The 22,826-nt window shown below is 64.5% G+C and carries 20 protein-coding genes and 1 riboswitch; of the genes, 8 read left to right on the plus strand and 12 right to left on the minus strand.

The features are described from left to right. Positions 1-7: 7 nt before the first annotated feature. Positions 8-319, plus strand: coding sequence for a hypothetical protein (locus tag GWG67_RS14865; RefSeq protein ID WP_275170043.1), 312 nt, complete (start codon positions 8-10; stop codon positions 317-319). A gap of 105 nt (positions 320-424) precedes the next feature. Continuing rightward, positions 425-679, plus strand: a complete 255-nt coding sequence (locus GWG67_RS14870; protein ID WP_275170044.1) for a hypothetical protein — start codon at positions 425-427, stop codon at positions 677-679. Positions 680-688: 9 nt separating this feature from the next. Here the strand turns inward: GWG67_RS14870 and GWG67_RS14875 are convergent, their stop codons facing one another. Together GWG67_RS14875 and GWG67_RS14880 are read right to left on the minus strand one after the other, a co-directional pair. Further along, positions 689-922 (minus strand): hypothetical protein, encoded by a 234-nt coding sequence (locus tag GWG67_RS14875; protein ID WP_275170045.1) that lies wholly within the window; start codon positions 920-922, stop codon positions 689-691. A gap of 185 nt (positions 923-1,107) precedes the next feature. Beyond that, positions 1,108-1,296: a hypothetical protein gene (locus tag GWG67_RS14880; protein ID WP_275170046.1), complete on the minus strand. Its 189-nt coding sequence runs from the start codon at positions 1,294-1,296 to the stop codon at positions 1,108-1,110. A gap of 297 nt (positions 1,297-1,593) precedes the next feature. Between GWG67_RS14880 and GWG67_RS14885 the strand changes: the two genes are divergently transcribed. Next, positions 1,594-1,851, plus strand: coding sequence for a DUF2798 domain-containing protein (locus GWG67_RS14885; protein WP_275170047.1), 258 nt, complete (start codon positions 1,594-1,596; stop codon positions 1,849-1,851). A gap of 701 nt (positions 1,852-2,552) precedes the next feature. Here the strand turns inward: GWG67_RS14885 and GWG67_RS14890 are convergent. Then, on the minus strand, positions 2,553-2,720 hold the full coding sequence (locus GWG67_RS14890; protein ID WP_275170048.1) for a hypothetical protein: 168 nt from the start codon (positions 2,718-2,720) through the stop codon (positions 2,553-2,555). 251 nt (positions 2,721-2,971) lie between these two features. On the opposite strand from GWG67_RS14890, the gene recA reads away from it, so the two are divergent. Beyond that, on the plus strand, positions 2,972-4,060 hold the full coding sequence (gene recA, locus GWG67_RS14895; RefSeq protein WP_007602214.1) for a recombinase RecA: 1,089 nt from the start codon (positions 2,972-2,974) through the stop codon (positions 4,058-4,060). A gap of 191 nt (positions 4,061-4,251) precedes the next feature. On the opposite strand, the gene gcvP is transcribed toward recA, so the two are convergent. From gcvP to gcvT, 3 genes are all read right to left on the minus strand, one after another. Beyond that, positions 4,252-7,116 carry an aminomethyl-transferring glycine dehydrogenase gene (gcvP, locus tag GWG67_RS14900; protein WP_275170204.1) on the minus strand — a complete coding sequence of 955 codons (2,865 nt, stop codon included), beginning with the start codon at positions 7,114-7,116 and terminating at the stop codon, positions 4,252-4,254. Between the two features lie 256 nt (positions 7,117-7,372). Further along, positions 7,373-7,741 carry a glycine cleavage system protein GcvH gene (gcvH, locus tag GWG67_RS14905; RefSeq protein WP_275170049.1) on the minus strand — a complete coding sequence of 123 codons (369 nt, stop codon included), beginning with the start codon at positions 7,739-7,741 and terminating at the stop codon, positions 7,373-7,375. An 11-nt stretch (positions 7,742-7,752) separates the two neighbouring features. Beyond that, a complete protein-coding gene (gcvT, locus tag GWG67_RS14910; protein WP_275170050.1) occupies positions 7,753-8,901 on the minus strand; it encodes a glycine cleavage system aminomethyltransferase GcvT in 1,149 nt (382 codons plus the stop codon). Between the two features lie 160 nt (positions 8,902-9,061). Then, positions 9,062-9,150, minus strand: a riboswitch (glycine riboswitch). A 222-nt stretch (positions 9,151-9,372) separates the two neighbouring features. On the opposite strand from gcvT, the gene alaS reads away from it, so the two are divergent. Together alaS and GWG67_RS14920 are read left to right on the plus strand one after the other, a co-directional pair. Further along, complete coding sequence (gene alaS, locus GWG67_RS14915; protein ID WP_275170051.1) at positions 9,373-12,066, plus strand: alanine--tRNA ligase; 2,694 nt, start codon at positions 9,373-9,375, stop codon at positions 12,064-12,066. Between the two features lie 4 nt (positions 12,067-12,070). Next, positions 12,071-13,297: a cyclic nucleotide-gated ion channel gene (locus GWG67_RS14920; protein WP_275170052.1), complete on the plus strand. Its 1,227-nt coding sequence runs from the start codon at positions 12,071-12,073 to the stop codon at positions 13,295-13,297. A gap of 4 nt (positions 13,298-13,301) precedes the next feature. Here GWG67_RS14920 and GWG67_RS14925 read toward each other — a convergent pair whose 3' ends face one another. Further along, on the minus strand, positions 13,302-13,796 hold the full coding sequence (locus GWG67_RS14925) for a DUF3455 domain-containing protein (protein ID WP_275170053.1): 495 nt from the start codon (positions 13,794-13,796) through the stop codon (positions 13,302-13,304). A gap of 99 nt (positions 13,797-13,895) precedes the next feature. Further along, entirely contained in the window at positions 13,896-15,110 is a 1,215-nt protein-coding gene (locus tag GWG67_RS14930) for an NADP-dependent isocitrate dehydrogenase (RefSeq protein WP_275170054.1), read from the minus strand. A gap of 357 nt (positions 15,111-15,467) precedes the next feature. On the opposite strand from GWG67_RS14930, the gene GWG67_RS14935 reads away from it, so the two are divergent. Then, complete coding sequence (locus GWG67_RS14935; protein ID WP_275170055.1) at positions 15,468-16,667, plus strand: TrmJ/YjtD family RNA methyltransferase; 1,200 nt, start codon at positions 15,468-15,470, stop codon at positions 16,665-16,667. A gap of 60 nt (positions 16,668-16,727) precedes the next feature. On the opposite strand, the gene GWG67_RS14940 is transcribed toward GWG67_RS14935, so the two are convergent. The 4 genes from GWG67_RS14940 to mddA form a co-directional block, all read right to left on the minus strand. After that, positions 16,728-18,431 carry an amidohydrolase gene (locus tag GWG67_RS14940; protein ID WP_275170056.1) on the minus strand — a complete coding sequence of 568 codons (1,704 nt, stop codon included), beginning with the start codon at positions 18,429-18,431 and terminating at the stop codon, positions 16,728-16,730. Positions 18,432-18,590: 159 nt separating this feature from the next. After that, positions 18,591-19,340: a PaaI family thioesterase gene (locus GWG67_RS14945; RefSeq protein ID WP_275170057.1), complete on the minus strand. Its 750-nt coding sequence runs from the start codon at positions 19,338-19,340 to the stop codon at positions 18,591-18,593. A 28-nt stretch (positions 19,341-19,368) separates the two neighbouring features. Further along, on the minus strand, positions 19,369-20,346 hold the full coding sequence (locus GWG67_RS14950) for an NADPH:quinone oxidoreductase family protein (RefSeq protein WP_275170058.1): 978 nt from the start codon (positions 20,344-20,346) through the stop codon (positions 19,369-19,371). Next, positions 20,343-21,092, minus strand: coding sequence for a methanethiol S-methyltransferase (gene mddA, locus GWG67_RS14955; protein ID WP_275170059.1), 750 nt, complete (start codon positions 21,090-21,092; stop codon positions 20,343-20,345). Before mddA ends, GWG67_RS14950 begins: the two co-directional genes overlap by 4 nt. A gap of 148 nt (positions 21,093-21,240) precedes the next feature. On the opposite strand from mddA, the gene GWG67_RS14960 reads away from it, so the two are divergent. After that, positions 21,241-22,809: an alpha/beta fold hydrolase gene (locus GWG67_RS14960; RefSeq protein WP_275170060.1), complete on the plus strand. Its 1,569-nt coding sequence runs from the start codon at positions 21,241-21,243 to the stop codon at positions 22,807-22,809. The last annotated feature ends 17 nt before the right edge of the window (positions 22,810-22,826 follow it).

A 22,826-nucleotide genomic window follows, 5' to 3' on the forward strand; every position in this document is an offset into this window, starting at 1 on the left:
GTCAATGATGAAGCTTTTCCGTATGGCCGCGGTGCTGGCTGTCCTGGCCGGACCGACCGTGCTGGCGGGACCGGCCTATGCGCAAATGCCCAATATCAACTTGCTGCAGGACGGTCCGAGCAAGACTCCAGAGGAGAAGGCCGCGGAAGCCGAGCGTGAGAAGGCCTACAAGGAAACGCTGAAGAAGATTCCGGACTCCAAGGCCTCCAACGATCCCTGGGGCGGCATGCGCTCCGACCCGCCGAAACAGCCGGCGGCGCCAAAGGCGTCGGCCGCAACCGGTGCGCCGAAGAAGAAATCCGGCACGGCTGCCAATTGACCTTCTCGTCGATCGGAGGCGGCTGTTGCCTCCGGCCGGGACTCCTCATTGATCGGCCTGCTTCCTACATTGCGCGGGAGCGTATTGCGTCGAGGAGAGCAGAACATGGCCGATCGTCCGCGGGATCTCGCCGAGCGGATGGCGCGCCGGCGCAAGATGGGCGGCAAGCCCGACCCGATGGCCGGCGACGGCTATCTGCGCGAGACCTTCACGCTGCCGCGCGCGGCGGCGCGGGAGAGGGCGCAGGCTTTCTTCGCCCGCTACCCCAAGGCCGGCTATATGAGCGCGGTCGAGACTTGGCGCGAGCTGCCCGGCGGCGACATCGAATTCACGATGCGGCGGCTGCCCAGCGCGGATTAGGGACGGCCCCTATTCGAAGGTTTCGGATGTGATGCGGATCCGGAACACAGGCTCCTTGGCCTCGTCCAGCAGCTCCATGTGCCATTCGGAATTTTCCTGCAGCTTGCGGGCGATGCCGGCGGCCATGTCGGCGCAGACGCTGGTCATCTCCTTCCAGGCCGAATCGCGATCGGCAAATTCCGACGCCTGGTCGGCACAGCCGGAATAGCTGCCGTTCCGGATTCGAAAAAAGTAGAGCGGCATGGTTCGCACCGATCGCGCCTGATGGCTCAGTCCCCACGGCCATAATCGCGGCAGTCCAATCCCAAACCATCGGCAGATCAATTCCGGGCGGCTACGGAATAGCCCCATGGACGCCGCGCGCCCTGCTGTCATGGCGGCTGCAGCGCGCAGGGGCGCCATCCCGCCGACGATCTCGGTCCGGCCGTTCAGGCGGTTTCGCGCCCGATCGCCTTCAGCTCCCGATCGATGCGGAGCTGCACCCGCCGGATCGCCAAGAGATCGATCTTGGTCTCGGTCCTGCCGGTGTTGATCTGCTCGCCGATCCGGAACTGCCACTGCCAGATGCCGGGAAGTGCCGTTTTGGCGACGGTGAACTCGACGCCCCTGTGATTCATGGCCTTCTCCCACGATTCACTTCCATCACCGCAAACAATGCTGGGCGGCACAATATTCCAGGGAAAGCTAATTCTATCGGTAAGCCCCGGATCGCTCACGGCTATCTCGCGAGCGCACGCGCTCCGAAACATACGAAATCGAAATTCGAAAAGCGCCGGCCGCCCGGCGGCGGCGCGAGGCCTCTCCCGTGGTTCTCCGGCCATGAACAGAGTTCCTGGACCCGGCAGCGGCGTCGTCCGGCGCGCGGCGGCATGTGCCTTGCTTGGCCCGATGAGGCTAAGGAACATGGGCGCATCATGCTGGGCATTCCCCGCCGCTATTCTCATTTCGTGTTCGGAATCATCCAGTCCGGACTGACCTCGCTGATCGCCGCGGGCATCGCCAGCCTTCCCGCAGGGAACGCGCTGGACTTCCTCGCGCACTGGCTGGTGTCGTGGCTGATCGCATGGGCGGCGATGCTGCCGATCGTGCTGCTCGCAGCGCCGGCGATCCGCGCCTTCTCGCTGCGGCTGACGCAGGAGGAGGGCGGTTCGCAAACCGGCCGGCCGGCATAAAGTCGGCGTGAAAACCGGCATGAAAAAACCCCGCTTGGAGAGCCAAGCGGGGAAAAGGTTATTGGAGGCTGAGGTGCTGGGCTGCAACACCATAGCCGGGGGACCGTAGCCGGCTCAGCTTACGACAGCCTGACAGGGCGACGGCGGCAGCGAAGGCCCAGAGCTCGGGGCCGCACACTGGCCCTGCACCGGTCCCAATTTCGACATCCGTTCGCACAACTCAGGACACAACCGCAGGCGAGATTCCGCAGCGACGGTGCTGCCATGGGGGAAACGTGGCGTGCCGGCAACGGGGTGGCATCATGGACAACGTAGAGCGGTCATTCGCCGCCGCGACGGCGGCTGGCTTCGTAGTGCTGGTGATCGGCATCGGGTTGCTGGTTCTGCTGTAGGCGGCGTTGGGTGCCGGGACACGGGGTCGAAAGGCCCATGTGCGCCTTTCAAAAACGCGAAAACAACCCCATGCACAGTAGCCCGCCTACAAATTCCATCGTCCAATCAACGGTTTACTGGTAGTATTTAGATACCGTATCGGCTCGGATTCGCCTCCGCGGCCATCCGATTCCCGTGCCAATCTGCTTGAAATCAACAGGCGGCCGCTCCGGCATCGTCGCCGGAGCATTGCCGCTGGCGAACACCTCCATCGCCCCACGAGTCGCAAGCGGGCCTCGGTCAGCTCCTAAACCCTCGTCGTGGCGGCCTTATTGAAGCTTGATCGCGTCCAGCGGCAAATGGAGCTCGGCGGCACGCTCTTGGCGATCTTTCTTGCGGAACTCGTTTTCCTTGCGCTCGAACTTGATCATCTCCTCCCGCGCCGCCTCCAACAGCGGATTGCGGCGGGTCGTATCGTGATGCGTGTTGTTCGTCATGACTGAGGTCCCCAGAGTTGCGGTCCCATCCAAGAGAAGACCGCAGGCCCGCAAAAGGTTCGGTGCCGCAGGATTACGGAATTCTGACGGCGCGCAGCTCATCCGTCTTTGATGCGCGTCAGGCAGCGCCATAATCCGCAAAAGAACATATTGCGAACCTAGAACAAATAGGGTACATTGATTTTATCGCCGCGCCGCCTCGCCAGCCGTTTGTCCCTCTAGCGAATCCTCGCCATAAGGAGCACGACCCAATGTCCACCACTGCCCTGCGTATCGTCGAAGGATCTTCCATGGACAAGAGTAAAGCTCTGGCCGCCGCGCTCTCCCAGATCGAGCGGCAGTTCGGCAAGGGCTCGGTGATGAAGCTCGGCAAGAACGACCGCTCGATGGATGTCGAGGCGGTCTCCTCGGGCTCGTTGGGGCTCGACATCGCGCTCGGGATCGGCGGCCTGCCGAAAGGGCGCGTCGTGGAAATCTACGGGCCGGAATCCTCGGGCAAGACCACGCTGGCGCTGCACACGGTGGCGGAAGGGCAGAAGAAGGGCGGCATCTGCGCCTTCATCGACGCCGAGCACGCGCTCGACCCGGTCTATGCGCGCAAGCTGGGCGTCAACATCGACGAGCTCCTGATCTCGCAGCCGGACACCGGCGAGCAGGCGCTGGAAATCTGCGACACGCTGGTGCGCTCCGGCGCGGTCGACGTGCTGGTGATCGATTCGGTCGCGGCGCTGGTGCCGAAGGCCGAGCTCGAGGGTGAGATGGGCGATGCGCTGCCGGGTCTGCAGGCCCGCCTGATGAGCCAGGCGCTGCGCAAGCTGACGGCGTCCATCAACAAGTCCAATACCATGGTGATCTTCATCAACCAGATCCGCATGAAGATCGGCGTGATGTACGGCTCGCCGGAAACCACCACCGGCGGCAATGCGCTGAAATTCTATGCCTCCGTCCGCCTCGATATCCGCCGCATCGGCGCGATCAAGGAGCGCGACGAAGTGGTCGGCAACACCACCCGCGTCAAGGTCGTCAAGAACAAGCTGGCACCGCCCTTCAAGCAGGTCGAGTTCGACATCATGTACGGCGAGGGCGTCTCCAAGATGGGCGAGATTCTCGATCTCGGCGTCAAGGCCGGCATCGTCGAGAAATCCGGCGCATGGTTCTCCTATGACAGCCAGCGCCTCGGTCAGGGCCGCGAGAATTCGAAGGCGTTCCTGAAGGCCAACCCCGACATCACCGCCAAGATCGAGACCTCGATCCGCCAGAACTCCGGCCTGATCGCCGAGCAGATTCTCGCCGGCAGCCCCGAGCGTGACGCCGACGGCGAGGAGCCGGGAGACGAGTAAGCTTCAACGTTAAAGTTTTTCGCGAGGAGCGGGCGCTGAGGACGTTGAGTTGCCGACGTCTTCGGCGCCTGTTTCGTTTTGCGTGGGGTGATGGGTTTCACTTCGCTCTACCCATCCTAAGAAGCTGAACTGACAAACGAGCGGCTGTGGCGATGGGATCGCGAGAGCCGCTCATTGGTCGCGCCCTATTCCTACTCCGCCGCCTCTGCGTAATCGCTCACCGGCGGGCACGAGCACACCAGATTGCGGTCGCCATAGACGTTGTCGACGCGGCCGACCGGGCTCCAGTATTTGTCGGTACGCGAGGTGCCCGCGGGGAAGCAACCCTCGGCGCGGGTGTAGGCGCGCTTCCAATCGTCATCCGCGATGTCGTGCACGGTGTGCGGGGCGTGGCGGAGCGGCGACGCCTCGATCTTGAAGCGGCCGGCCTCGACCTCGGCGATTTCCTTCCGGATCGCGATCATGGCATCGCAGAAACGATCGAGCTCCGCCTTGGATTCCGATTCGGTCGGCTCGATCATCAGCGTGCCCGGCACCGGGAAGCTCATGGTCGGCGCGTGGAAGCCGTAGTCGATCAGGCGCTTTGCGATGTCGTCGACGGTGACGCCTGAGGTCGTCTTCAGCGCGCGGGGATCGACGATGCACTCATGCGCGACGCGGCCTTTCTCGTTCTTGTAGAGCACCGGGAAGTGCGCATCGAGCCGTGCCGCGACGTAGTTGGCGTTGAGGATCGCGATCTCGGTGGCGCGCTTGAGGCCTTCGCCGCCCATCATCAGGATGTAGATGTAGGAGATGGTGAGGATCGAGGCTGAGCCGAACGGCGCTGCCGAGACTGGGCCGACCGGCGCATCCCCGTTCGCTGCTGGATGCCCCGGCAGGAACGGGGCGAGATGCGCCTTGACGCCAATCGGGCCCATGCCCGGGCCGCCGCCGCCATGCGGGATGCAGAAGGTCTTGTGCAGGTTGAGATGGCTGACATCGGCGCCGTAATCGCCGGGCCTGCTAAGGCCGACCTGCGCATTGAGGTTGGCGCCGTCGAGATAGACTTGGCCGCCATGGCCATGCACGATGTCGCAGATCTCGCGGATATGCTCCTCGAACACGCCATGGGTCGAGGGATAGGTGATCATGACGGCGGCGAGGTCGTTCGAATGCTTCTCGGCCTTGGCGCGGAGATCGTTAACGTCGACGTCGCCGTTCTTCTCGCAGGCGACCACCACCACGTCCATGCCGACCATCGCGGCCGAGGCCGGATTGGTGCCGTGGGCGGAGGAGGGGATCAGGCAGATCTTGCGATGCGTCTCGCCACGCGTCGCGTGATAGCCGCGGATCGCGAGCAGCCCGGCATATTCGCCTTGCGCGCCCGAATTCGGCTGCAGCGAGATCGCGTCATAGCCGGTGATGTCGCACAGCCACTTCTCCAGCCGCGCGAACAGCGCGTAGTAACCCTTCGCCTGCTCGCGCGGGGCGAACGGGTGCAGGCTGCCGAATTCCGGCCAGGTCAGCGGCATCATCTCGGTGGTCGCGTTCAGCTTCATGGTGCACGAGCCGAGCGGGATCATCGCGCGGTCGAGCGCGAGGTCGCGATCGCTGAGCTTGCGCATGTAGCGCAGCATCTCGGTTTCCGAGCGATGCGCATGGAAGACGGGATGGGTGAGGAAGGAGGTCGCGCGCTTCAGCGCGTCCGGCAGCGCCTCACGCGTGGTGGCGTCGATCTCGGCATAGGCAAGCTGGCCACCGAAGGCGCGCCAGACCGCTTCCACCGTCGCGGGCGTTGTGGTCTCGTCGAGCGCGATCCGCAATGCGGTTTCGCCGACGCCAAGGTTGATCTTTTCGGCAGCGGCGCGCGCGACGATCTCGGCGCGTTTGCTACCTGGATCCACGCTGAGCGTGTCGAAAAAACTGTCGGACTGCAGCGTAAAGCCGAGCTTGCGCAGGCCCGCGGCGAGCACGGCCGCGCGGCGATGCACGTTGCGTGCGATCTGCGAAAGGCCTTCAGGGCCGTGATAGACCGCATACATCGAGGCGATCACGGCGAGCAGCACCTGCGCGGTGCAGATGTTGGAGGTCGCCTTCTCGCGGCGGATGTGCTGCTCGCGGGTCTGCAGCGCGAGGCGATAGGCAGGCATTCCGCGCGAGTCCACGGACAGGCCGACGATGCGGCCCGGCAGCGAACGCTTCAGCGCATCGCGCACCGCCATGTAGGCCGCGTGCGGTCCGCCATAGCCCATCGGCACGCCAAAACGTTGCGCAGAGCCGATCGCGATGTCGGCGCCGAGCTCGCCGGGCGAGGCGAGCAGTGTCAGGGCGAGGAGATCGGCGGCGATGATCGCGAGCGCGCCCTTGGCCTTCAGGCTGGCGATCGCAGGCCTGAGGTCGCGCACAGCGCCTGAACTGCCCGGATATTGCAGCAGCGCGCCAAGCACGTCCGTCTTGTCGAGATCGGTGAGGGGATCGCCGACGACCAGGGTCCAGCCCAGGGGCTCCGCGCGGGTGCGCATCACGGCGAGCGTCTGCGGATGCACGTCCTTGTCGACGAAGAAGGCTTTTGCTTCAACTTTCGAGTGCCGCTCCGCGAGCGCCATCGCTTCCGCCGCCGCGGTGGCCTCGTCGAGCAGCGAGGCGTTGGCGACGTCGAGCCCGGTGAGATCGCAGATCATGGTTTGGAAGTTGAGCAGCGCCTCGAGCCGGCCCTGGCTGATCTCGGGTTGGTAGGGCGTGTAGGCCGTGTACCAGGCCGGGTTCTCCAGAATGTTGCGCTGGATCACCGCAGGCAAGATCGTGCCGGAATAGCCTTGTCCGATCAGCGAGGTGAAGACCTGGTTCTGGGCGGCGAGCTCGGCCATATGCGCGATCGCTTCGATTTCGCTCAAGGGCTTGCCGAGATCGAGTGGAGTCGTCTGCCGGATCGAGGCGGGCAGCGTCTCTGCCATCAGCGCGTCCACGCTCTTGGCGCTGACAGTCTCGAGCATCGCGGTGACGTCGCGTGCCGAGGGGCCGATGTGGCGGCGAACGAAGCTGGTGGTGTCGCCGTTGGATTTGCGGTGCGCGGTCATCATGGGTCCTCGCTTCAGGTCATCTGTCGTCGTCGTGCCCCGCAGGCGCGGGGGTAATCGCATGGCACGTCCGTGCCACAAACTCGTCATGCCCGGGCTTGTCCCGGGCATCCACGTTCTTGGTGCCGCGCGAAGGCCGTGGATGGCCGGGACAAGCCCGGCCATGACGTTGTGGAAACATCGCGTACACTCTCATGCGGTAGCCCTGCGCCTTCGCGGGGCATGACAGGTGAGTGTGTGGAGATGGCTCGCCTCCTCACGCCGTGTGGGCCTTGTACGCCGCCTCATCCATGAGGCCGCCGAGCTCGCTCTTGTCGGCAATCTTGATCTTGAAGAACCAGGCCGCGCCTTGCGCATCCGAGTTCACCAGCGCGGGCTCGGCGGCGAGCGCAGCGTTAGTCTCGAGCACTTCGCCCGTGACGGGCGCGTAGACGTCCGATGCGGCCTTGACCGATTCCACGACGGCGGCGGCTTCCGCCTTCTTCAGCGTGCGGCCGAGCTTGGGCAATTCGACGAACACGACATCGCCGAGCTGCGATTGCGCGTAGTCGGTGATCCCGACCGTGGCGACATCGCCGTCGATCGCGAGCCATTCGTGGTCGGAGGTGTAGAGCGTCGTGGTCATTTTCTCAGTCCTCAGCGTTTGTAGGTGTTTTTCACGAAGGGCATGGCGGCGACCTGCACGGCCAGGCGTTGGCCGCGCACCTCGGCGAAGAGCTTTGTGTCGATCGCGCTCGATGCGGTGGGCACATAGCCCATCGCGACCGGCGCATTCAGGCTCGGGCCGAAGCCGCCCGAGGTGACCTTTCCGATCGGCTCGTGAGACGTAGCGTCCGCAAACAGCAGCGCGCCCTCGCGCACCGGCGCGCGGCCCTCGGTACGCAGGCCGACGCGGCGGCGGGATGCGCCGTGGTCGAAATGGGCCAGAATCCTTTCCGCGCCGGGAAAGCCGCCGGCGCGCGCGCCGCCAGTGCGGCGGCTCTTCTGCACCGACCATTCCAGCGCGGCCTCGACCGGCGTGGTCGCGGTATCGATGTCGTGGCCGTAAAGACAGAGCCCGCCCTCGAGCCGCAGGCTGTCGCGGGCGCCGAGCCCGATCGGCATGACGTCGGGATTGTCCAGCAGGGCCCTGGCGAGCCGTTCGGCATCGCCGGCAGGAACCGAAATCTCGAAGCCGTCCTCGCCGGTGTAGCCGGAGCGCGAGACGAAGCAGTCGAGGCCGGCAACCCTGTGCGGGCCGGCATCCATGAACTTCATGGCGGGCGCCTCTGCACATAATTTCGCCAGCGCCGATTCCGCCTTCGGGCCCTGCAGCGCGATCAGCGCGCGGTCGGCCAGCGAATCGATCATGCAGTCGTCCGAGAGATTCGCGCGCAGATGCGCCTCGTCCTCTGCCTTGCAGGCGGCGTTGACGACCAGGAAGAGGTGATCGCCGAAATTGGCGACCATCAGATCATCCAGAATCCCGCCCTCGGCATTGGTGAACTGGGCGTAGCGCTGCCGGCCCGGCGCGATCGCCAAGCTATCCTGCGGCACCAGCCGTTCCAGCGCGCGGGCGGCGTCCTCGACCTTGCCCGATCTCGGCCTGAGTGCGAGCTGGCCCATGTGGGAGACGTCGAACAGGCCGGCCGCATTGCGGGTATGAAGGTGCTCCTTCAGGACTCCGGCCGGATATTGCACGGGCATGTCATAGCCCGCGAACGGCACCATCTTGCCGCCGAGCGAGACATGCAGGTCGTAAAGGGGGGTGCGTTTCAGGGAGTCTTTGTCGTCACGCGCAAGCATCGGGGGGCCCTCGGCGGTTCCCCGGGAACGATTTCCCGTGGACACCAGTCGAAGCCCCATCTGTCGCTGTGCCTGAGAGTATTATCCCGTCGGCGGACGCTGTCCGAACCAACCCTTCTAAAAGGTCTTGGCCCGTCGGCGCCTCTTTCCAGATGCTGTCAAAGCCACGCGGTCCTTTTGCCTGAGAGTTTCCGGGGCGGTTGCTCCTTCGGCGCCGGCACCAGTGCCGGTCTCTCCCGACGTGGCCGTACGATACAGATGGGTAAAGACCACAGGCCGGCCAAGCCTGTCAACGCGGCATCGGCGGCTTTCCAACGGATTGCGCGACTGCGGCAACGCCTTGATCTGTCTGCACAGTTTCTGGACAGCGAAGCTGGCCTTGTCTAAAAGCGCTTTGACCCGCAGATATCAGCCCAAACTCGCGGTTTGGATGGCTGGAAGGCGGGTGCAAGCACACCCGATTGGATGAACATGAGCGGCGTCAACGAGATCAGGTCGACCTTTCTGAACTTCTTTGCCGAGAACGGCCACGAGATCGTGTCGTCCTCGCCATTGGTGCCGCGCAACGATCCGACGTTGATGTTCACCAATGCCGGCATGGTGCAGTTCAAGAACGTCTTCACCGGCGTCGAGAAGCGGCCCTATCAGCGCGCCACCACCTCGCAGAAATGCGTGCGCGCCGGCGGCAAGCACAACGACCTCGACAATGTCGGCTACACCGCGCGCCATCTCACCTTCTTCGAGATGCTCGGCAACTTCTCGTTCGGCGACTATTTCAAGGAGCGCGCGATCGAACTGGCCTGGACGCTCATCACGAAGGAGTTCGGGCTCAAGAAAGACAAGCTGCTCGTCACGGTCTACCACACCGACGACGAGGCGGCGGGCCTCTGGAAGAAGATCGCGGGCTTCTCGGATGACCGCATCATCCGCATCCCGACCTCGGACAATTTCTGGGCGATGGGCGACACCGGCCCTTGCGGCCCGTGCTCGGAGATCTTCATCGATCGCGGCGATCATATCTGGGGCGGGCCTCCGGGCTCCCCGGAGGAGGACGGCGATCGCTTCCTCGAATTCTGGAACCTGGTGTTCATGCAGTACGAGCAGGTGACGAAGGAGGAGCGCGTGGCACTGCCGCGTCCCTCGATCGACACCGGCATGGGGCTGGAGCGCATGGCCTGCATCATGCAGGGCGTCGACAGCGTGTTCGAGACCGACCTGTTCCGTCATTTGATCGACGCGACCGCGTCGGCTCTCGGAAGCGGACCGGACGAGAAGACCGTGGCCTCGTTCCGCGTCATCGCCGACCATCTGCGTTCGTCGGCCTTCCTCGTCGCCGACGGCGTGCTGCCCTCGAATGAGGGCCGCGGCTATGTGCTGCGCCGGATCATGCGCCGCGCGATGCGCCATGCGCAGCTGCTCGGTGCGCAAGAGCCGCTGATGCATCGGCTGGTCTGGGCACTGGTGCGCGAGATGGGCCAGGCCTATCCGGATTTGATGCGCGCGGAAAATTTGATCGAGGAAACGCTGCGGCTGGAAGAGACCCGCTTCCGCAAGACGCTGACACGCGGCCTCGCCATTCTCGACGAGAAGAGCGCGTCCTTAAAGAAGGGCGACATGTTCGACGGCGACGTCGCCTTTACGCTGTACGACACCTACGGCTTCCCGCTCGATTTGACGCAGGACGCGCTGAAGTCGCGCGGCATCAGCGTCGATCAGGCCTCGTTCACCGACGCGATGGAGCGTCAGAAGGCCAAGGCACGCGAGTCCTGGAAGGGGTCTGGCGAAGCTGCTTCCGAGGCGATCTGGTTCCCGCTGCGTGAGAAGCTGGGCGCAACCGAATTCCTGGGTTACGAGACCGAGAGCGCCGAAGCCGTGGTGACCGCGCTGGTCAAGGACGGCAAGGAAGCCACGAGCCTCAAGGCCGGCGACACCGGCGCGATCGTGCTGAACCAGACGCCGTTCTACGCGGAGTCCGGCGGGCAGGTCGGCGACACCGGCGTATTGACCGGCGAGGGCGGCATCAAATTCCGCGTCACCGACACGCAGAAAAAGCTCGGCGATTTCTTCGTTCACGTCGGCACGGTCGAGAGCGGCGAGCTGAAGCTCGGCACCGCGCTGCAGCTCGAAGTGGATCACGGCAGGCGCTTTTCGATCCGCGCGCATCACTCGGCCACGCATCTCATCCACGAGGCGCTGCGCCAGGTGCTCGGCGACCACATTGCCCAGCGCGGCTCGATGGTCGCGCCCGACCGGCTGCGTTTCGACTTCGTGCATCCGAAGCCGATCACGGCAGAGGAGCTTGCGCGCGTCGAGGACATCGCCAACGACGTGGTGCTGGAAAATGACGAAGTCTCGACCCGCGTCATGGGCGTGGACGAGGCCCGTGAGGCCGGCGCGCGCGCGCTGTTCGGCGAGAAATATGGCGACGAGGTTCGCGTCGTCTCGATGGGCCGGACCGCGCGCGAGCGCGGCGCCAACGCACTCGGCTGGTCGGTCGAACTGTGCGGCGGCACCCATGTCAGGCGCACCGGCGACATCGGGCTGATCACGCTGACGGGCGAGAGCGCGGTCGCCTCCGGCGTGCGCCGCATCGAAGCGCTGACCGGCAACTACGCGCGAAAACACGCCAACGACACCATGGCGCTGGCGAAGACCGCCGCGCACGAGCTGCGCACGTCGATCGACGACGTTCCGGCGCGCATTGCCGCGCTGATGGAAGAGCGCAAGAAGCTCGAGCGCGAACTCTCCGACACCCGCAAGAAGCTGGCGATGGGCGGCGGTGCAGCTTCGAGCAACGGCGCGGCCTCCGGCGTGCGCGAGGTCGGCGACGTCAAGCTGATGGCGCGCGCGGTCGAGGGCATCGAGATGAAGGATCTCAAGAGCCTTGCCGACGACGGCAAGAAGCAGATCGGCTCCGGCGTCGTCGCCATCGTCGGCGTCACCGAGGACGGCAAGGCTGGCGTGGTGGTCGGCGTCACCGCTGACCTCACCTCGCGCTTCAATGCGGTCAATCTGGTGAAGATCGCCTCCGAAGCGCTCGGCGGCAAGGGTGGCGGCGGGCGGCCCGACATGGCCCAGGCCGGCGGCCCCGATGGCGCGAATGCGGCCGCAGCACTCACGGCGATCGAAAAAGCCATGACTGAACAAAAATCGAACGGCGCGTAAGCAGGTGCGCCCCGTTCCGCGAGGACGTGGCTCAACTGATCCCAACCTCAGGGATCGCCTCTACGAATTGCTGGAGCACGATCCGCTGGCCTACTCGGTCGGGTCGCGCTTCATCCAGCTGATCATTGGCGTCATCGTGCTCGACGTCGCCGCGATGATCCTTGCCTCGGTGCCGGAGCTGGACGCGCAATTCGGTGCGCTGTTCGCAGGCATCTCCATCCTCGCCGTGATCGTGTTTGCGCTGGAATATGCCGCGCGGCTGTGGACGGTGGCGGGCCATACCCAGCGCCCGGCGTCCGCGCTGTCCGACCGGCTCAGTTATGTCTTCTCCGCACTCGGCATCATCGATCTCCTCGCGTTCCTGCCGGCTGCGGTCGTGCTCGCTACTGGCCGCCATGCGACGCTGGCGGCGCTCGGCGTGCTGCCGTTCTTCAAGCTGGTGCGCTATTCGCCGGCGATGCGTTCGCTGCTCGCCGCCGTCCATGCCGAGCGACGGGCGCTGATTGGCTGCATCGTCATCCTGATCGGCGCGGTTCTGACGTTTGCCTCGCTGCTCTACGCCATCGAGCGCGACGTGCAGCCCGACAAGCTCGGCACCATTCCGCAGGCGATGTGGTGGGCGATCGTGACGCTCGGCACCGTCGGCTACGGCGACGTCGTGCCGGTGACGGCGCTCGGCAAGTTCATTTCCGTCTTCACGATCATCAGCGGATTTGCCATGATCGCGCTGCCGGTCGCGATCATATCGACGGCCTTTGCGGAAGAGGTGAAGCGGCGCGACTTTGTCGTGACCTGGGGCATGCTGGCGCGGGTGCCGCTGTTCTCGCATCTCAGCGCATCCGAGATCGCCGACATCATGCGGCTGCTTCGGGCGCGCACGATCGAGCAGGGCGAGATCCTGGTGCGGCGGGGCGATGCGGCTTCGTCGATGTATTTCATCACCGCCGGCGAGGTCGAGATCGCGCTGCCGAACCAGCAGGTGCGGCTCGCGGATGGCACCTTCTTCGGGGAGATCGCGCTGCTGCACAAAACCAAACGCAGCGGGACGGTGACGGCAACGCGCAAGACCCGGCTGCTGGTGCTCGACGCCCAGGACTTTCACGCCCTGATCGAACGCATGCCGACGCTCGCCGCGCACGTCCACAAGACCGCGAAGGCGCGGCTGGAGGGCAGCGGTGACCTTGCGGTGGCGGAGCTGGCGCAGGCGGAGCGCGAAGGCACCGACCGCTGAGGGCTCAGCCCTTCTTCAGGAAGACGTAGTCGGCCGAATAGGGCGCGCTCTTGAAATCGCCGGCCTTGTCGCAAGAACCATCGAGCTTGCCGCCATGGGTGTTGATGCGCTGAACCGTCGTAACGGGTGCGAGGACGCCGCTGCCGCGGTGGGCGGTCACTTCCAGCTTCAGCCAGGGAATATCGGCCGCGGTGGTACCCGGCGCATTGCCGGCGGCCTTGGCGGCGACGGCGCTGCCGTCGGCATGCTCCCAGTTCGGCCCGGCATAGTGCCGGCCGATCGTCTTGCCCTCGGACAGCAGCGTCGCGATCGGCTCGCGGAACGTCCAGGCGAGCTTGCCGTCGGTGCCGGCCTTGCACTCATAGACCTGCGCGCCCTCGGCGTGGACGCTGAGCACGATGCTCTCGCCGGGGGCCGCGATTGCGTCGGGGAGCGGGTCGGCGGCCACAGCCGGTCCAGCGAGCAGCAACAGGCAGGGGACGGCTAGCTTGATCGACATGGTCGCATCTCCGCGCAAAGGTCCAAAAAAGCGAACGGGCCGCGCTTGCGACGCGGCCCGTAATGATGTCCGACCCAGTCGGGCGAAATTGCGGACGGCTTACGCCGCCAGCGCCTTCCCGAGGTTCTCGGCGACCTTGTCGAGGAATCCAGTGGTCGAGAGCCAGCGCTGGTCGGCGCCGACCAGCAGCGCGAGGTCCTTGGTCATGTAGCCTTCCTCGACAGTGTCGACGCAGACCTTCTCCAGGGTGTTGGCGAACTTGGCGAGCTCCGCATTGTTGTCGAGCTTGGCGCGGTGCGACAGGCCGCGTGTCCAGGCGAAGATCGACGCGATCGAGTTGGTCGAGGTCTCCTTGCCCTTCTGGTGCTCGCGGTAATGGCGGGTCACCGTGCCATGGGCGGCTTCGGCTTCCACCGTCTTGCCGTCGGGGGTGAGGAGGACCGAGGTCATCAGGCCGAGCGAGCCGTAGCCCTGCGCCACCGTGTCGGACTGCACGTCGCCGTCGTAGTTCTTGCAGGCCCAGACATAGCCGCCGGACCATTTCAGCGCCGAGGCGACCATGTCGTCGATCAGGCGGTGCTCGTAGGTCAGGCCCTTGGCGTCGAATTCCTTCTTGAACTCGCGCTCGTAGATATCCTGGAAGATGTCTTTGAAGCGGCCGTCATAGACCTTCATGATCGTGTTCTTGGTCGAGAGATAGACCGGGTAGTTGCGCAGCAGGCCGTAGTTCAACGAAGCGCGGGCGAAGTCGATGATGGAATCGTCGAGATTGTACATCTGCATCGCGACGCCGGCGCCCGGGGTCTTGAACACTTCCTTCTCGATGACGGTGCCATCCTCGCCGACGAACTTCATCGTCAGCGTACCCTTGCCCGGGAACTTGATGTCGGTGGCGCGATACTGGTCGCCATAGGCGTGGCGGCCGATGATGATCGGCTTGGTCCAGCCGGGAACCAGGCGCGGCACGTTCTTGCAGATGATCGGTTCGCGGAAGATCACGCCGCCGAGGATGTTGCGGATGGTGCCGTTCGGCGACTTCCACATCTGCTTGAGATTGAATTCCTTCACCCGGGCCTCGTCCGGGGTGATGGTGGCGCACTTGACGCCGACGCCAACCTTCTTGATGGCCTCGGCGGCGTCGATGGTGACCTGATCGTTGGTCTCGTCACGGTATTCCATGCCCAAGTCGAAATAGAGCAGCTCGACATCCAGGAACGGGTTGATCAGCTTGTCCTTGATGTACTGCCAGATGATCCGGGTCATCTCGTCGCCATCGAGTTCGACGACGGGGTTGGACACCTTGATTTTTGCCATGATCGGGGAAGCCTCTTGGGAACGGCGCTTTGGCGCGCCACGGGAATATCCGCCGCCTCTTAGCACCGGGACGCGGCCGGCGAAAGCCAAGGGATTATGCACTTTTAGCTCATCCAGCCCCCGCAGATGGGGGACGGGAGCAGCCCTGCCGCGGAGGCCGGGCTGAAGTTTCAGGCGAGATTCAAAAGTCGAATCCAACCCGTTATTTCCCTTGAGAATTTCGTCAGGACAGGCAAACGACAGGCGAACGGGCAGCCGGCCCGAGAGCAGGTCGAGACCAGGTCAGGACCGGCCTTGAATCAATTCATGAAGAGCGCCTGTCCAAGGCCTTGAGAACCAGTGTGAAAGCGAAGCGAGATGTCGGGGACTGACAAGAGCAAAGCGGGCCTTTCCCTCGACGGTCCCATCGTCATCCTGGTCGAGCCGCAGCTTGGCGAAAACATCGGCATGGCCGCGCGCGCCATGGGCAACTTCGCGCTGAGCCGATTGCGCATCGTCAACCCGCGCGACGGCTGGCCGAATATCGCCGCCCAGCGCGCCGCGGCCGGGGCCGACCATATTCTGGATAGGGTCGAATTGTTCGCCACGGTCGGTGAGGCCGTCGCAGACCTCGACCTGCTGTTCGCCACCACCGCGCGCCCCCACGACCAGGCCAAGCCGGTGGTGGGGCCGGAAGCCGCAGCCAGCGAGATTTCCGGGCACGTCGCTGCGGGCGGCAAGGCCGGTATCCTGTTCGGCCGGGAGCGCTGGGGCCTGACCAATGAGGAGGTCGGGCTTGCCAACCGCATCATTACGTTCCCCGTCAATCCGGGCTTTGCCTCGCTCAACCTCGCCCAGGCGGTGCTGCTGGTCGGCTACGAATGGTTCAAGCGGGCAACCTCCGGCGAGCTGCCGCACGCGATGCCGGAGCGCTCCGAGCGCGCCTCGCAGCACCAGATGCAGGCGTTCTTCGACAATCTCATCCGCGAACTCGACCGGGTCGAATTTCTGCGCCCGGCCGAGAAGCGCGACACCATGCTGGTGAACCTGCGCAACATCTTCAGCCGGATGGAGCCGACCAAGCAGGACATGCACACCCTCCATGGGGTGGTGATGGCGATCGCCGAAGGCCGCAAGGGCCCGGCCAAAGGCGGCGTGCTCGACGGCGAGCAGGCCACGCGGCTGCGCGCGCTGCTGGCGGAGCACGGGCAGGGCGGCGGGGTGCCCGACAGCGGCTCCACCGTGCGCGGCCTCGCCCGCCTGCTCCGCCGCAACCCGACCGATGCCGAGCGCCTGCTCTGGCAGGCGCTCACACGTGATCGCCGCTTCGCCGGCCAATTCAAGCGCCAGACCCCGGTCGGCCGCCACATCCCGGACTTCGTCTCGTTCCCGCACCGGATCGCGATCGAGCTGGTGAACGCGGGTGAGGGCGAGACCATCGCCGCCGACCGCGCGGGCCGGCGGGCGTGGCTCGAGGCGCGGGATTATCGGGTGATCGAGATGCGGGCAGCGGATGTCGAGCGCGATCTGGAGACGGAGCTGGCGCGGCTGCAGGGGATGATCGCGCAGGGCGTGTAGATTTCGTCGGGAAGCGGAGCGGATTGTCGCTCCCGCTCACCTTGGCCAATCAGCGCCGGTTCAGCGCTGGAAGACAACCTTGCCGCCGACCAGGGTCAGGTCCGCCCTGATGTCCTTGATCTGCTCCTCCGGCACGGCCGCGTAGTCAGCGGAGAGCACGACGATGTCCGCCAGCTTTCCGGGCTCAATGGTCCCTTTGCGCGCTTCATCGAACGTGTAGCGCGAAGCCGCGCTGCTGTAGAGCCGCAGGGCCTGCTCGCGCGTAATGGCTTCTGCCGAGCCATAGACGTTTCCGTTGGGGTCCTTCCTGGTCACCATGATGTACATGTTGAGGAAGGGGTTGATCGGGTTGACCGGAAAATCCGTCCCGGCGCCGAGGCTGTCGAGCCCCATTTTTTCGATCAACGTCCTGGTCGGCACGGCGCGGTCGGCGGTCGCTTTCCCGAGAAATCGTTCGACCGTCGCTCCCTTGTCCCACATGAAAACGTTCTGGAAATCGATGCGGACTCCCAGTCTTTGCGCACGCTCCATCTGTTCTGGCCGGATCAGGCTAGCGTGGATGAGGACGAAGCGACGGTCGCGGATCGATTTTTCTTTATCCGCTGCCTCGAAGGCATCGAGCACCTGGTCAATACCCAGATCGCCCACCACGTGGACACCGACACGCCAGTCATAACGGTTGCAGACGGAGATGAGTTGCTTCAGCCGCTCGGGAGTCTGCTGCGTGATGCCGTGATAATTGTCGTGTGAATCGGGATACACGTCACGCATGAGCGCCGTCTTCAGCGTCATGCCGCCGTCGTAAAAGATCTTGATGCCGGCGAACTTGAGCCAATCGTCACCGAACCCTGATGAGGCCCCATTGCCTGACATGATCGCTTCCCATGCGGTCAGATCGGCTGGGGGCTCCGGTCGAAACATCACGCCGGTGCGCAAAGTGGCTTTTCCGGCTGCGACAAGTTTCTGCAGCGTGCGGACATCGCGTGGCTCTGTTGCGCCTTCGATCACACTGGTGATGCCGAAGCTGTTCAGCACACCTTCGGCAATGGTGAATTGCCGCATTTCGTCGTCTTCTGTCCAGGGTGGTACGGCCTTCTCGACCCGATCGATCGCCGTCTCCACGAGCACGCCGGTCAATTCACCGGCTGCGTCGCGTTCAAAGTTTCCACCACTCGGATCCGCGGTGGTCTTGTCGACACCGACCACTTGTAGAGCCATGGTGTTCGCCATCGAGAAATGCCCGACGGTGCGAAGATAGACCGGGTTGTTCGGAGCAACGCTATCGATCTCCTGCCTCGTCAGATAGCGCTTCTCGGCCAATTGTGAGGGCGGATGCCACGCGCCACCTACAATCCACTCACCCGGCTTTTTCTTCGTGGCGAATGATTTGATGGCTTCGAGCGCGTCCGCAACGGTCTTGGCGCGGCCCAGGTTCACGACATAGTCGCCCAGGCCAGCGGCCTTGAAGTGAGCGTGTGTATCGATCAATCCGGGGATGACGGTCTTGCCGGCCACATCGAGCACGCGGGTCCGGGCGCCTGCAAGCGCCTTGATCGAAGCACTGGTTCCGGTCGCGACGATCCTTCCATCTGCGACGGCGACTGCCTCCGTGACGGTCGATCGGTCGTCCAACGTCAGAACCTTGCCGTTAACGAGGACCAGGTCAGGCGCATTTAGCTCCGGCTGCTGCGCCTCGGCATTTGCGAGGCCAGCGATGAACATGCCCGTAGCAAGCATTGCAAATGCCGTTAACTTGCGGACCATCGCGTACCCCCTTGGATCTTTTTTGCGTTGGCGACAGCTGCAAGGGTATCTTTGATCAAATAGGGGTTCAATGCTTCTCGACGCTTGGCAGCGTCGCACGGTGGGCAAAGTGGAGTGCTTCCTTGTTAGGCGGAAAGCTGGCCGGCCGCCCACGTCCGTCTACGAAGGACGCCCGAGCTGCACCTCGCGCTCCACCGCAATCCATGTCGTGCGCGCCACCGCCAGCAACTTTCCGGCTCCATCATGCACCGCGGCGTCGGCCATGCGCTTGCGGCCGTCGCGGCCCGTCGGCCAGGCCGTGATGATGCAGGGCTCGCCGGGGCGTGGGCGGGCTTCGATCCGGGCCGACATCCGCCCCAGCAGCAACGGTGCCTTGTCGAAGCCGCCGCTCTGCGGATCGCAATTGCAGGCAAAACCGGTGGGGCAGTCGAGCGCCGACCAGAGGAATTCGGTGGCGACCAAGCCGTCCTCGGCGGCGAGATTCTTGTCCGGCGTCCAGTTCGCCGCGAGAACGGCGCTGTGACCACGGAGCGAGCCGGCAAAGATGCGCAGGCCGTCGCCTTTCGTCCTTGCAGGACCGCAGACGAAACATGTCGGCAGGGGATGCTCGTGCGGCTTCACCGGCGTCGATAGCTCGGCGGCGCAGGCGTCCTCGAAGCTGGCTGTTTCCATGCGCGCAAGCTCGACGCTTGCCGCTCGCCCGGTCGCGACGATTTTGTCGCCGTCGCGAAGCTCCCATGTGCCGTCGTTCGTCGCGACCGCATCGAGCGGCGTGTCCAGCGGCGGCGGTGCGCGCAGCGTCACCTCCGCAGCCCCGGGAATGTGGCGGGCCAGCCGGCCGCAGACATAGCCACCGTTCCCGGAGTTGGGAGGACCGCAAAAGCGTTTGTCGATGATGATCTGTGTCATCGGTTTTGTTCTCTCTGCCCGGTGTACTTTACCTGATCTTGAGGACAATTCGCCCCTGAACCGTTCGGTTGGCCACCGCACGCATGGCTTCGCCGGCCTCCTCCAAAGGGAGGACGCGATCGATGTGCGGGCGTATTTGTCCGTCGGCCAGTAATTGCATCAGCGCGGCGTTCATACGGGCGGCTTCGAGCGAGAATTTCTCCGCCCAGGCGCCGACGAAGACCCCGAGGATGGAATAGTTCTTCAGCAGCGGAAGGTTCATCGGAAGCGACGGGATATCGCCGCTGGTGAAGCCGATCGGCATCAGCCGTCCGCCCCATTTCATCAGCCGGGCCATCTGCTCGAAAATCGCGCCGCCGATGTTGTCGAACCCGATGTCGATGCCTTCTCCCGACGTGATCGACTTGATGCGGTCGCGCAGATCCTCGCTGCGATAGTTGACGATTTCGCTAGCCCCATAATTGCGAACCAGAGCAGCCTTGTCATCGGAGCCGATACCGGCGACGACGCGCAGGCCCAGATGGCGGCCGAGATCGACCACGGCAAGGCCAACTCCGCCAGCAGCACCGGTGACGAACAGCGTTTCGCGGCGCTGCGCCCGGGCCCGTTCGACCAGCGCATAATAGGCTGTGCCATAATTATGCAGGACCGTCGCCGCGGCTTCGAATGCGACGCCTTCAGGCAGAAAAACGCACTTTGAGTCCTTCGCTATCATCCGTTCGGCGTAGCCGCCGGTCCATGCGCTGCACGCCACACGGTCGCCGGGCGCAAATGCCGTGACCTCGTCGCCGACCGCGACGACGATGCCGGATGCTTCCGTGCCGGGCACGAAGGGCGTCGGCGGCCGCATCTGGTAGAGCCCCGAGACCATCAACTGGTCCATGAAGCTGACGGAGGCTGCATGGACGTCGATCAGGATCTCGTCGCCGGCCGGCTTCGGCTCGTCGATCTCGCCGAGGCGCAAATCGCCGGGTCCGGTGAACGATGTGCACAGAATCGCTTTCATCGGGGCGCTCCGAAAAGACGCGGCAGCAACATGGGAACGCGTCGGCGATAATCCTGATAGGTCGCGCCGAACTCGGCGATCAGATCCCGCTCCTCGAACTGCAGGGCGACCAGGATGTAGGCCGTGTTCGCAATCGCGAACAGCACATGGCCGACGGTCATCTCGGGCGTGGCCCAGAACGCGAGCAGAAAGCCGAGCATGAGCGGATGTCGCACGATCTTGTAGAGCAGCGGCGTTCTGAACGACTGACCTGGTATCTCGGACCCGCGGAACGCGACGAATGCCTGGCGGAGGCCGAACAGATCGAAATGATCAATCATGTGGGTCGAGGCGAACGCGATCAGCCAGCCGAGCCAATGCACGCCGATCAGCAACCAGGCCGCTATTCCGCTCGCTTGCCAGACCGGCGTCGGGATCGGACGCCACTGCCAGAACAGCAAAAGGAGGATCAGGCTGGAGAGCAGCACATAGGTGCTGCGCTGGCAGGCGAGGGGGAGGAATTTGGCCCACCATCGCTTGAAGGCCGGGCGCGCCATGACGCTGTGCTGGATTGCAAACAGGCTCATCAGCAGCAGGTTGACGACGATGGCCTCGCCCCAATTCGCGGAGCTGCCGACGCCGATCGACATATCGATCGATTTGGGCACGACATAATTGCCGACGAAACCGAGCGCATAGAGAAATGAGATCGTGAAGATGACGTAGCTCACGATGGCATAGAGCAGGATCAGGAGGCGCGAGATCATGTTTTTTCCTATTGTGCCTGATGCAGCCGTGCCGCATGCAGGAGCCTGAGTTGCTCGCCGGCGAGCAGGCTCGATCTGCCCCGATTGCTATTGCTGGACCGTCCCCTGTGCGTCCCCCGGGGGCGCCGCGAGGGGAGGGAGGACTTTCATGACGGTTTTCTCGCTGGGGACGTTCGGGTTCCCGGAGGTCCACGCCGACGGCCGCCCGATCAAGTTGGCCTTACGCAAGGGCCTCGCGCTGCTGGTCTATCTCGCGGAGGCCAAGGGCGCTGTGGCCCGCGAAATCGTGGCCACGCTGCTGTGGCCCGAGGCCGACCGCGACACCGGGCTTGCGCGATTGCGGCGCCTGCTTCACCGCATCGAGCTGACACTCGGTCAGAAGGTATTCGAGACCGACCGGACCAGCGTGCGATGGTCTCCGGCAGTCGCGCTGAAGGTCGATGCACATCTGTTCGAGAGCGCCTGCGATCGCGGCGATTTTGATGAGGCGTGCCAGGTCTACGGGGGAGATTTCCTCGCAGGCTTCTCGCCGGAGGGTTGTCCGGAATTCGACGACTGGGCGTTCTTCCGCCGCGAGGCGCTGCGGGGACGGCTGATGCATGCGCTGGAGCGTCTGGTGCAGGACAAGACTGCTGGCGGCGACTACTTTGCCGCGGCCGCGCATGCGACCCGTCTGGTCGAGCTCGATCCTTTGAGCGAGGTCTACGGCCGGCATCTGATCCGCAGCCTGCTGCTGGCGGGCGACCGTAGCGCGGCAGAGCGGCACCACGCGGCACTGACGCAGCGGCTGCGTGACGAGCTTGGCGTCGTGCCCGAGGCCGAGACCGAGGCGTTGATGAGTCCTGCGGCGGCAGACGTCGTTCCAGCGACGCGCTACGTGAAGGGCGCCGGCGTGCATCTGGCGTATCAGACCTATGGCAGCGGTCCGCTCGATATCCTGGTCATGCCCGGCTTCGTGTCGCATGTGGAACGCGCCTGGGAGCATCCCGCGAGCCGGACGTTTCTGGCCTCACTGATGAAGCTTGGGCGTCTGATCGTGTTCGATCGTCGCGGCATCGGGTTGTCCGACCGGGTTGGATCGGCGCCTGATATCGACGTCACCGCGGAGGATATCGGCACCGTGCTGCGGGCCGTGGATGCGCGCCGCGTCGTGCTGTTCGGCGCATCCGAGTGCGGGCCGGCCTGCATCAAATTTGCGGTCGACGAGCCGCGTCTCGTGGCCGGACTCATCCTGTTCGGTGCATTGGCCAAGGGTTGCTGGTCGCAGGACTATCCGCACGCATTGCGTGCCAGCCAGTACGACGCCTGGAGCAAGCACCTCATCGCGCAATGGGGAGGTCCGGTCGAGATTGAAACCTTCGCGCCCAGCCTTGCCGGCGATCCTCAGGCCCGCGCCTGGTGGGCGGGGTTATTGCGCGCGGCCTCCAGTCCCGGCGGCATCTCGGCGGTGCTCGAGGCGTTTCGCGACGCCGACGTGCGGCACCTTTTGCCGCAGATTGCCATGCCGACATTGGTGCTGCATCGTCGAGACGACAAGGCCGTACGGATCGCGGCCGGCCGCGATGTGGCGAGCCGGATCAAAGGTGCACAATTCGTCGAGCTCGACGGCAATGATCACTGGTTCTTCGCAGGCGATCAGGAGCCGGTGCTGGCGGCGATCAAAAGATTCATAGATCTGTTGCCGGGCGAGGTGATAGCGGGCCGTAAGGTGCTGTAGCCCGGATGGAGCGGAGC

It is taken from the genome of Bradyrhizobium sp. CSS354, from assembly GCF_029051725.1.
GTDB lineage: Bacteria > Pseudomonadota > Alphaproteobacteria > Rhizobiales > Xanthobacteraceae > Bradyrhizobium.

Excerpts from the sequence above, each read along its gene's own strand:
- GWG67_RS14865 (WP_275170043.1), top strand. The coding sequence starts at position 8 with ATGAAGCTTTTCCGTATGGCCGCGGTGCTGGCTGTCCTGGCCGGACCG.
- GWG67_RS14870 (WP_275170044.1), top strand. The coding sequence starts at position 425 with ATGGCCGATCGTCCGCGGGATCTCGCCGAGCGGATGGCGCGCCGGCGC.
- GWG67_RS14875 (WP_275170045.1), bottom strand. The coding sequence starts at position 922 with ATGCCGCTCTACTTTTTTCGAATCCGGAACGGCAGCTATTCCGGCTGT.
- GWG67_RS14880 (WP_275170046.1), bottom strand. The coding sequence starts at position 1,296 with ATGAATCACAGGGGCGTCGAGTTCACCGTCGCCAAAACGGCACTTCCC.
- GWG67_RS14885 (WP_275170047.1), top strand. The coding sequence starts at position 1,594 with ATGCTGGGCATTCCCCGCCGCTATTCTCATTTCGTGTTCGGAATCATC.
- GWG67_RS14890 (WP_275170048.1), bottom strand. The coding sequence starts at position 2,720 with ATGACGAACAACACGCATCACGATACGACCCGCCGCAATCCGCTGTTG.
- recA (WP_007602214.1), top strand. The coding sequence starts at position 2,972 with ATGTCCACCACTGCCCTGCGTATCGTCGAAGGATCTTCCATGGACAAG.
- gcvP (WP_275170204.1), bottom strand. The coding sequence starts at position 7,116 with ATGACCGCGCACCGCAAATCCAACGGCGACACCACCAGCTTCGTTCGC.
- gcvH (WP_275170049.1), bottom strand. The coding sequence starts at position 7,741 with ATGACCACGACGCTCTACACCTCCGACCACGAATGGCTCGCGATCGAC.
- gcvT (WP_275170050.1), bottom strand. The coding sequence starts at position 8,901 with ATGCTTGCGCGTGACGACAAAGACTCCCTGAAACGCACCCCCCTTTAC.
- alaS (WP_275170051.1), top strand. The coding sequence starts at position 9,373 with ATGAGCGGCGTCAACGAGATCAGGTCGACCTTTCTGAACTTCTTTGCC.
- GWG67_RS14925 (WP_275170053.1), bottom strand. The coding sequence starts at position 13,796 with ATGTCGATCAAGCTAGCCGTCCCCTGCCTGTTGCTGCTCGCTGGACCG.
- GWG67_RS14930 (WP_275170054.1), bottom strand. The coding sequence starts at position 15,110 with ATGGCAAAAATCAAGGTGTCCAACCCCGTCGTCGAACTCGATGGCGAC.
- GWG67_RS14935 (WP_275170055.1), top strand. The coding sequence starts at position 15,468 with ATGTCGGGGACTGACAAGAGCAAAGCGGGCCTTTCCCTCGACGGTCCC.
- GWG67_RS14940 (WP_275170056.1), bottom strand. The coding sequence starts at position 18,431 with ATGGTCCGCAAGTTAACGGCATTTGCAATGCTTGCTACGGGCATGTTC.
- GWG67_RS14945 (WP_275170057.1), bottom strand. The coding sequence starts at position 19,340 with ATGACACAGATCATCATCGACAAACGCTTTTGCGGTCCTCCCAACTCC.
- GWG67_RS14950 (WP_275170058.1), bottom strand. The coding sequence starts at position 20,346 with ATGAAAGCGATTCTGTGCACATCGTTCACCGGACCCGGCGATTTGCGC.
- mddA (WP_275170059.1), bottom strand. The coding sequence starts at position 21,092 with ATGATCTCGCGCCTCCTGATCCTGCTCTATGCCATCGTGAGCTACGTC.
- GWG67_RS14960 (WP_275170060.1), top strand. The coding sequence starts at position 21,241 with ATGACGGTTTTCTCGCTGGGGACGTTCGGGTTCCCGGAGGTCCACGCC.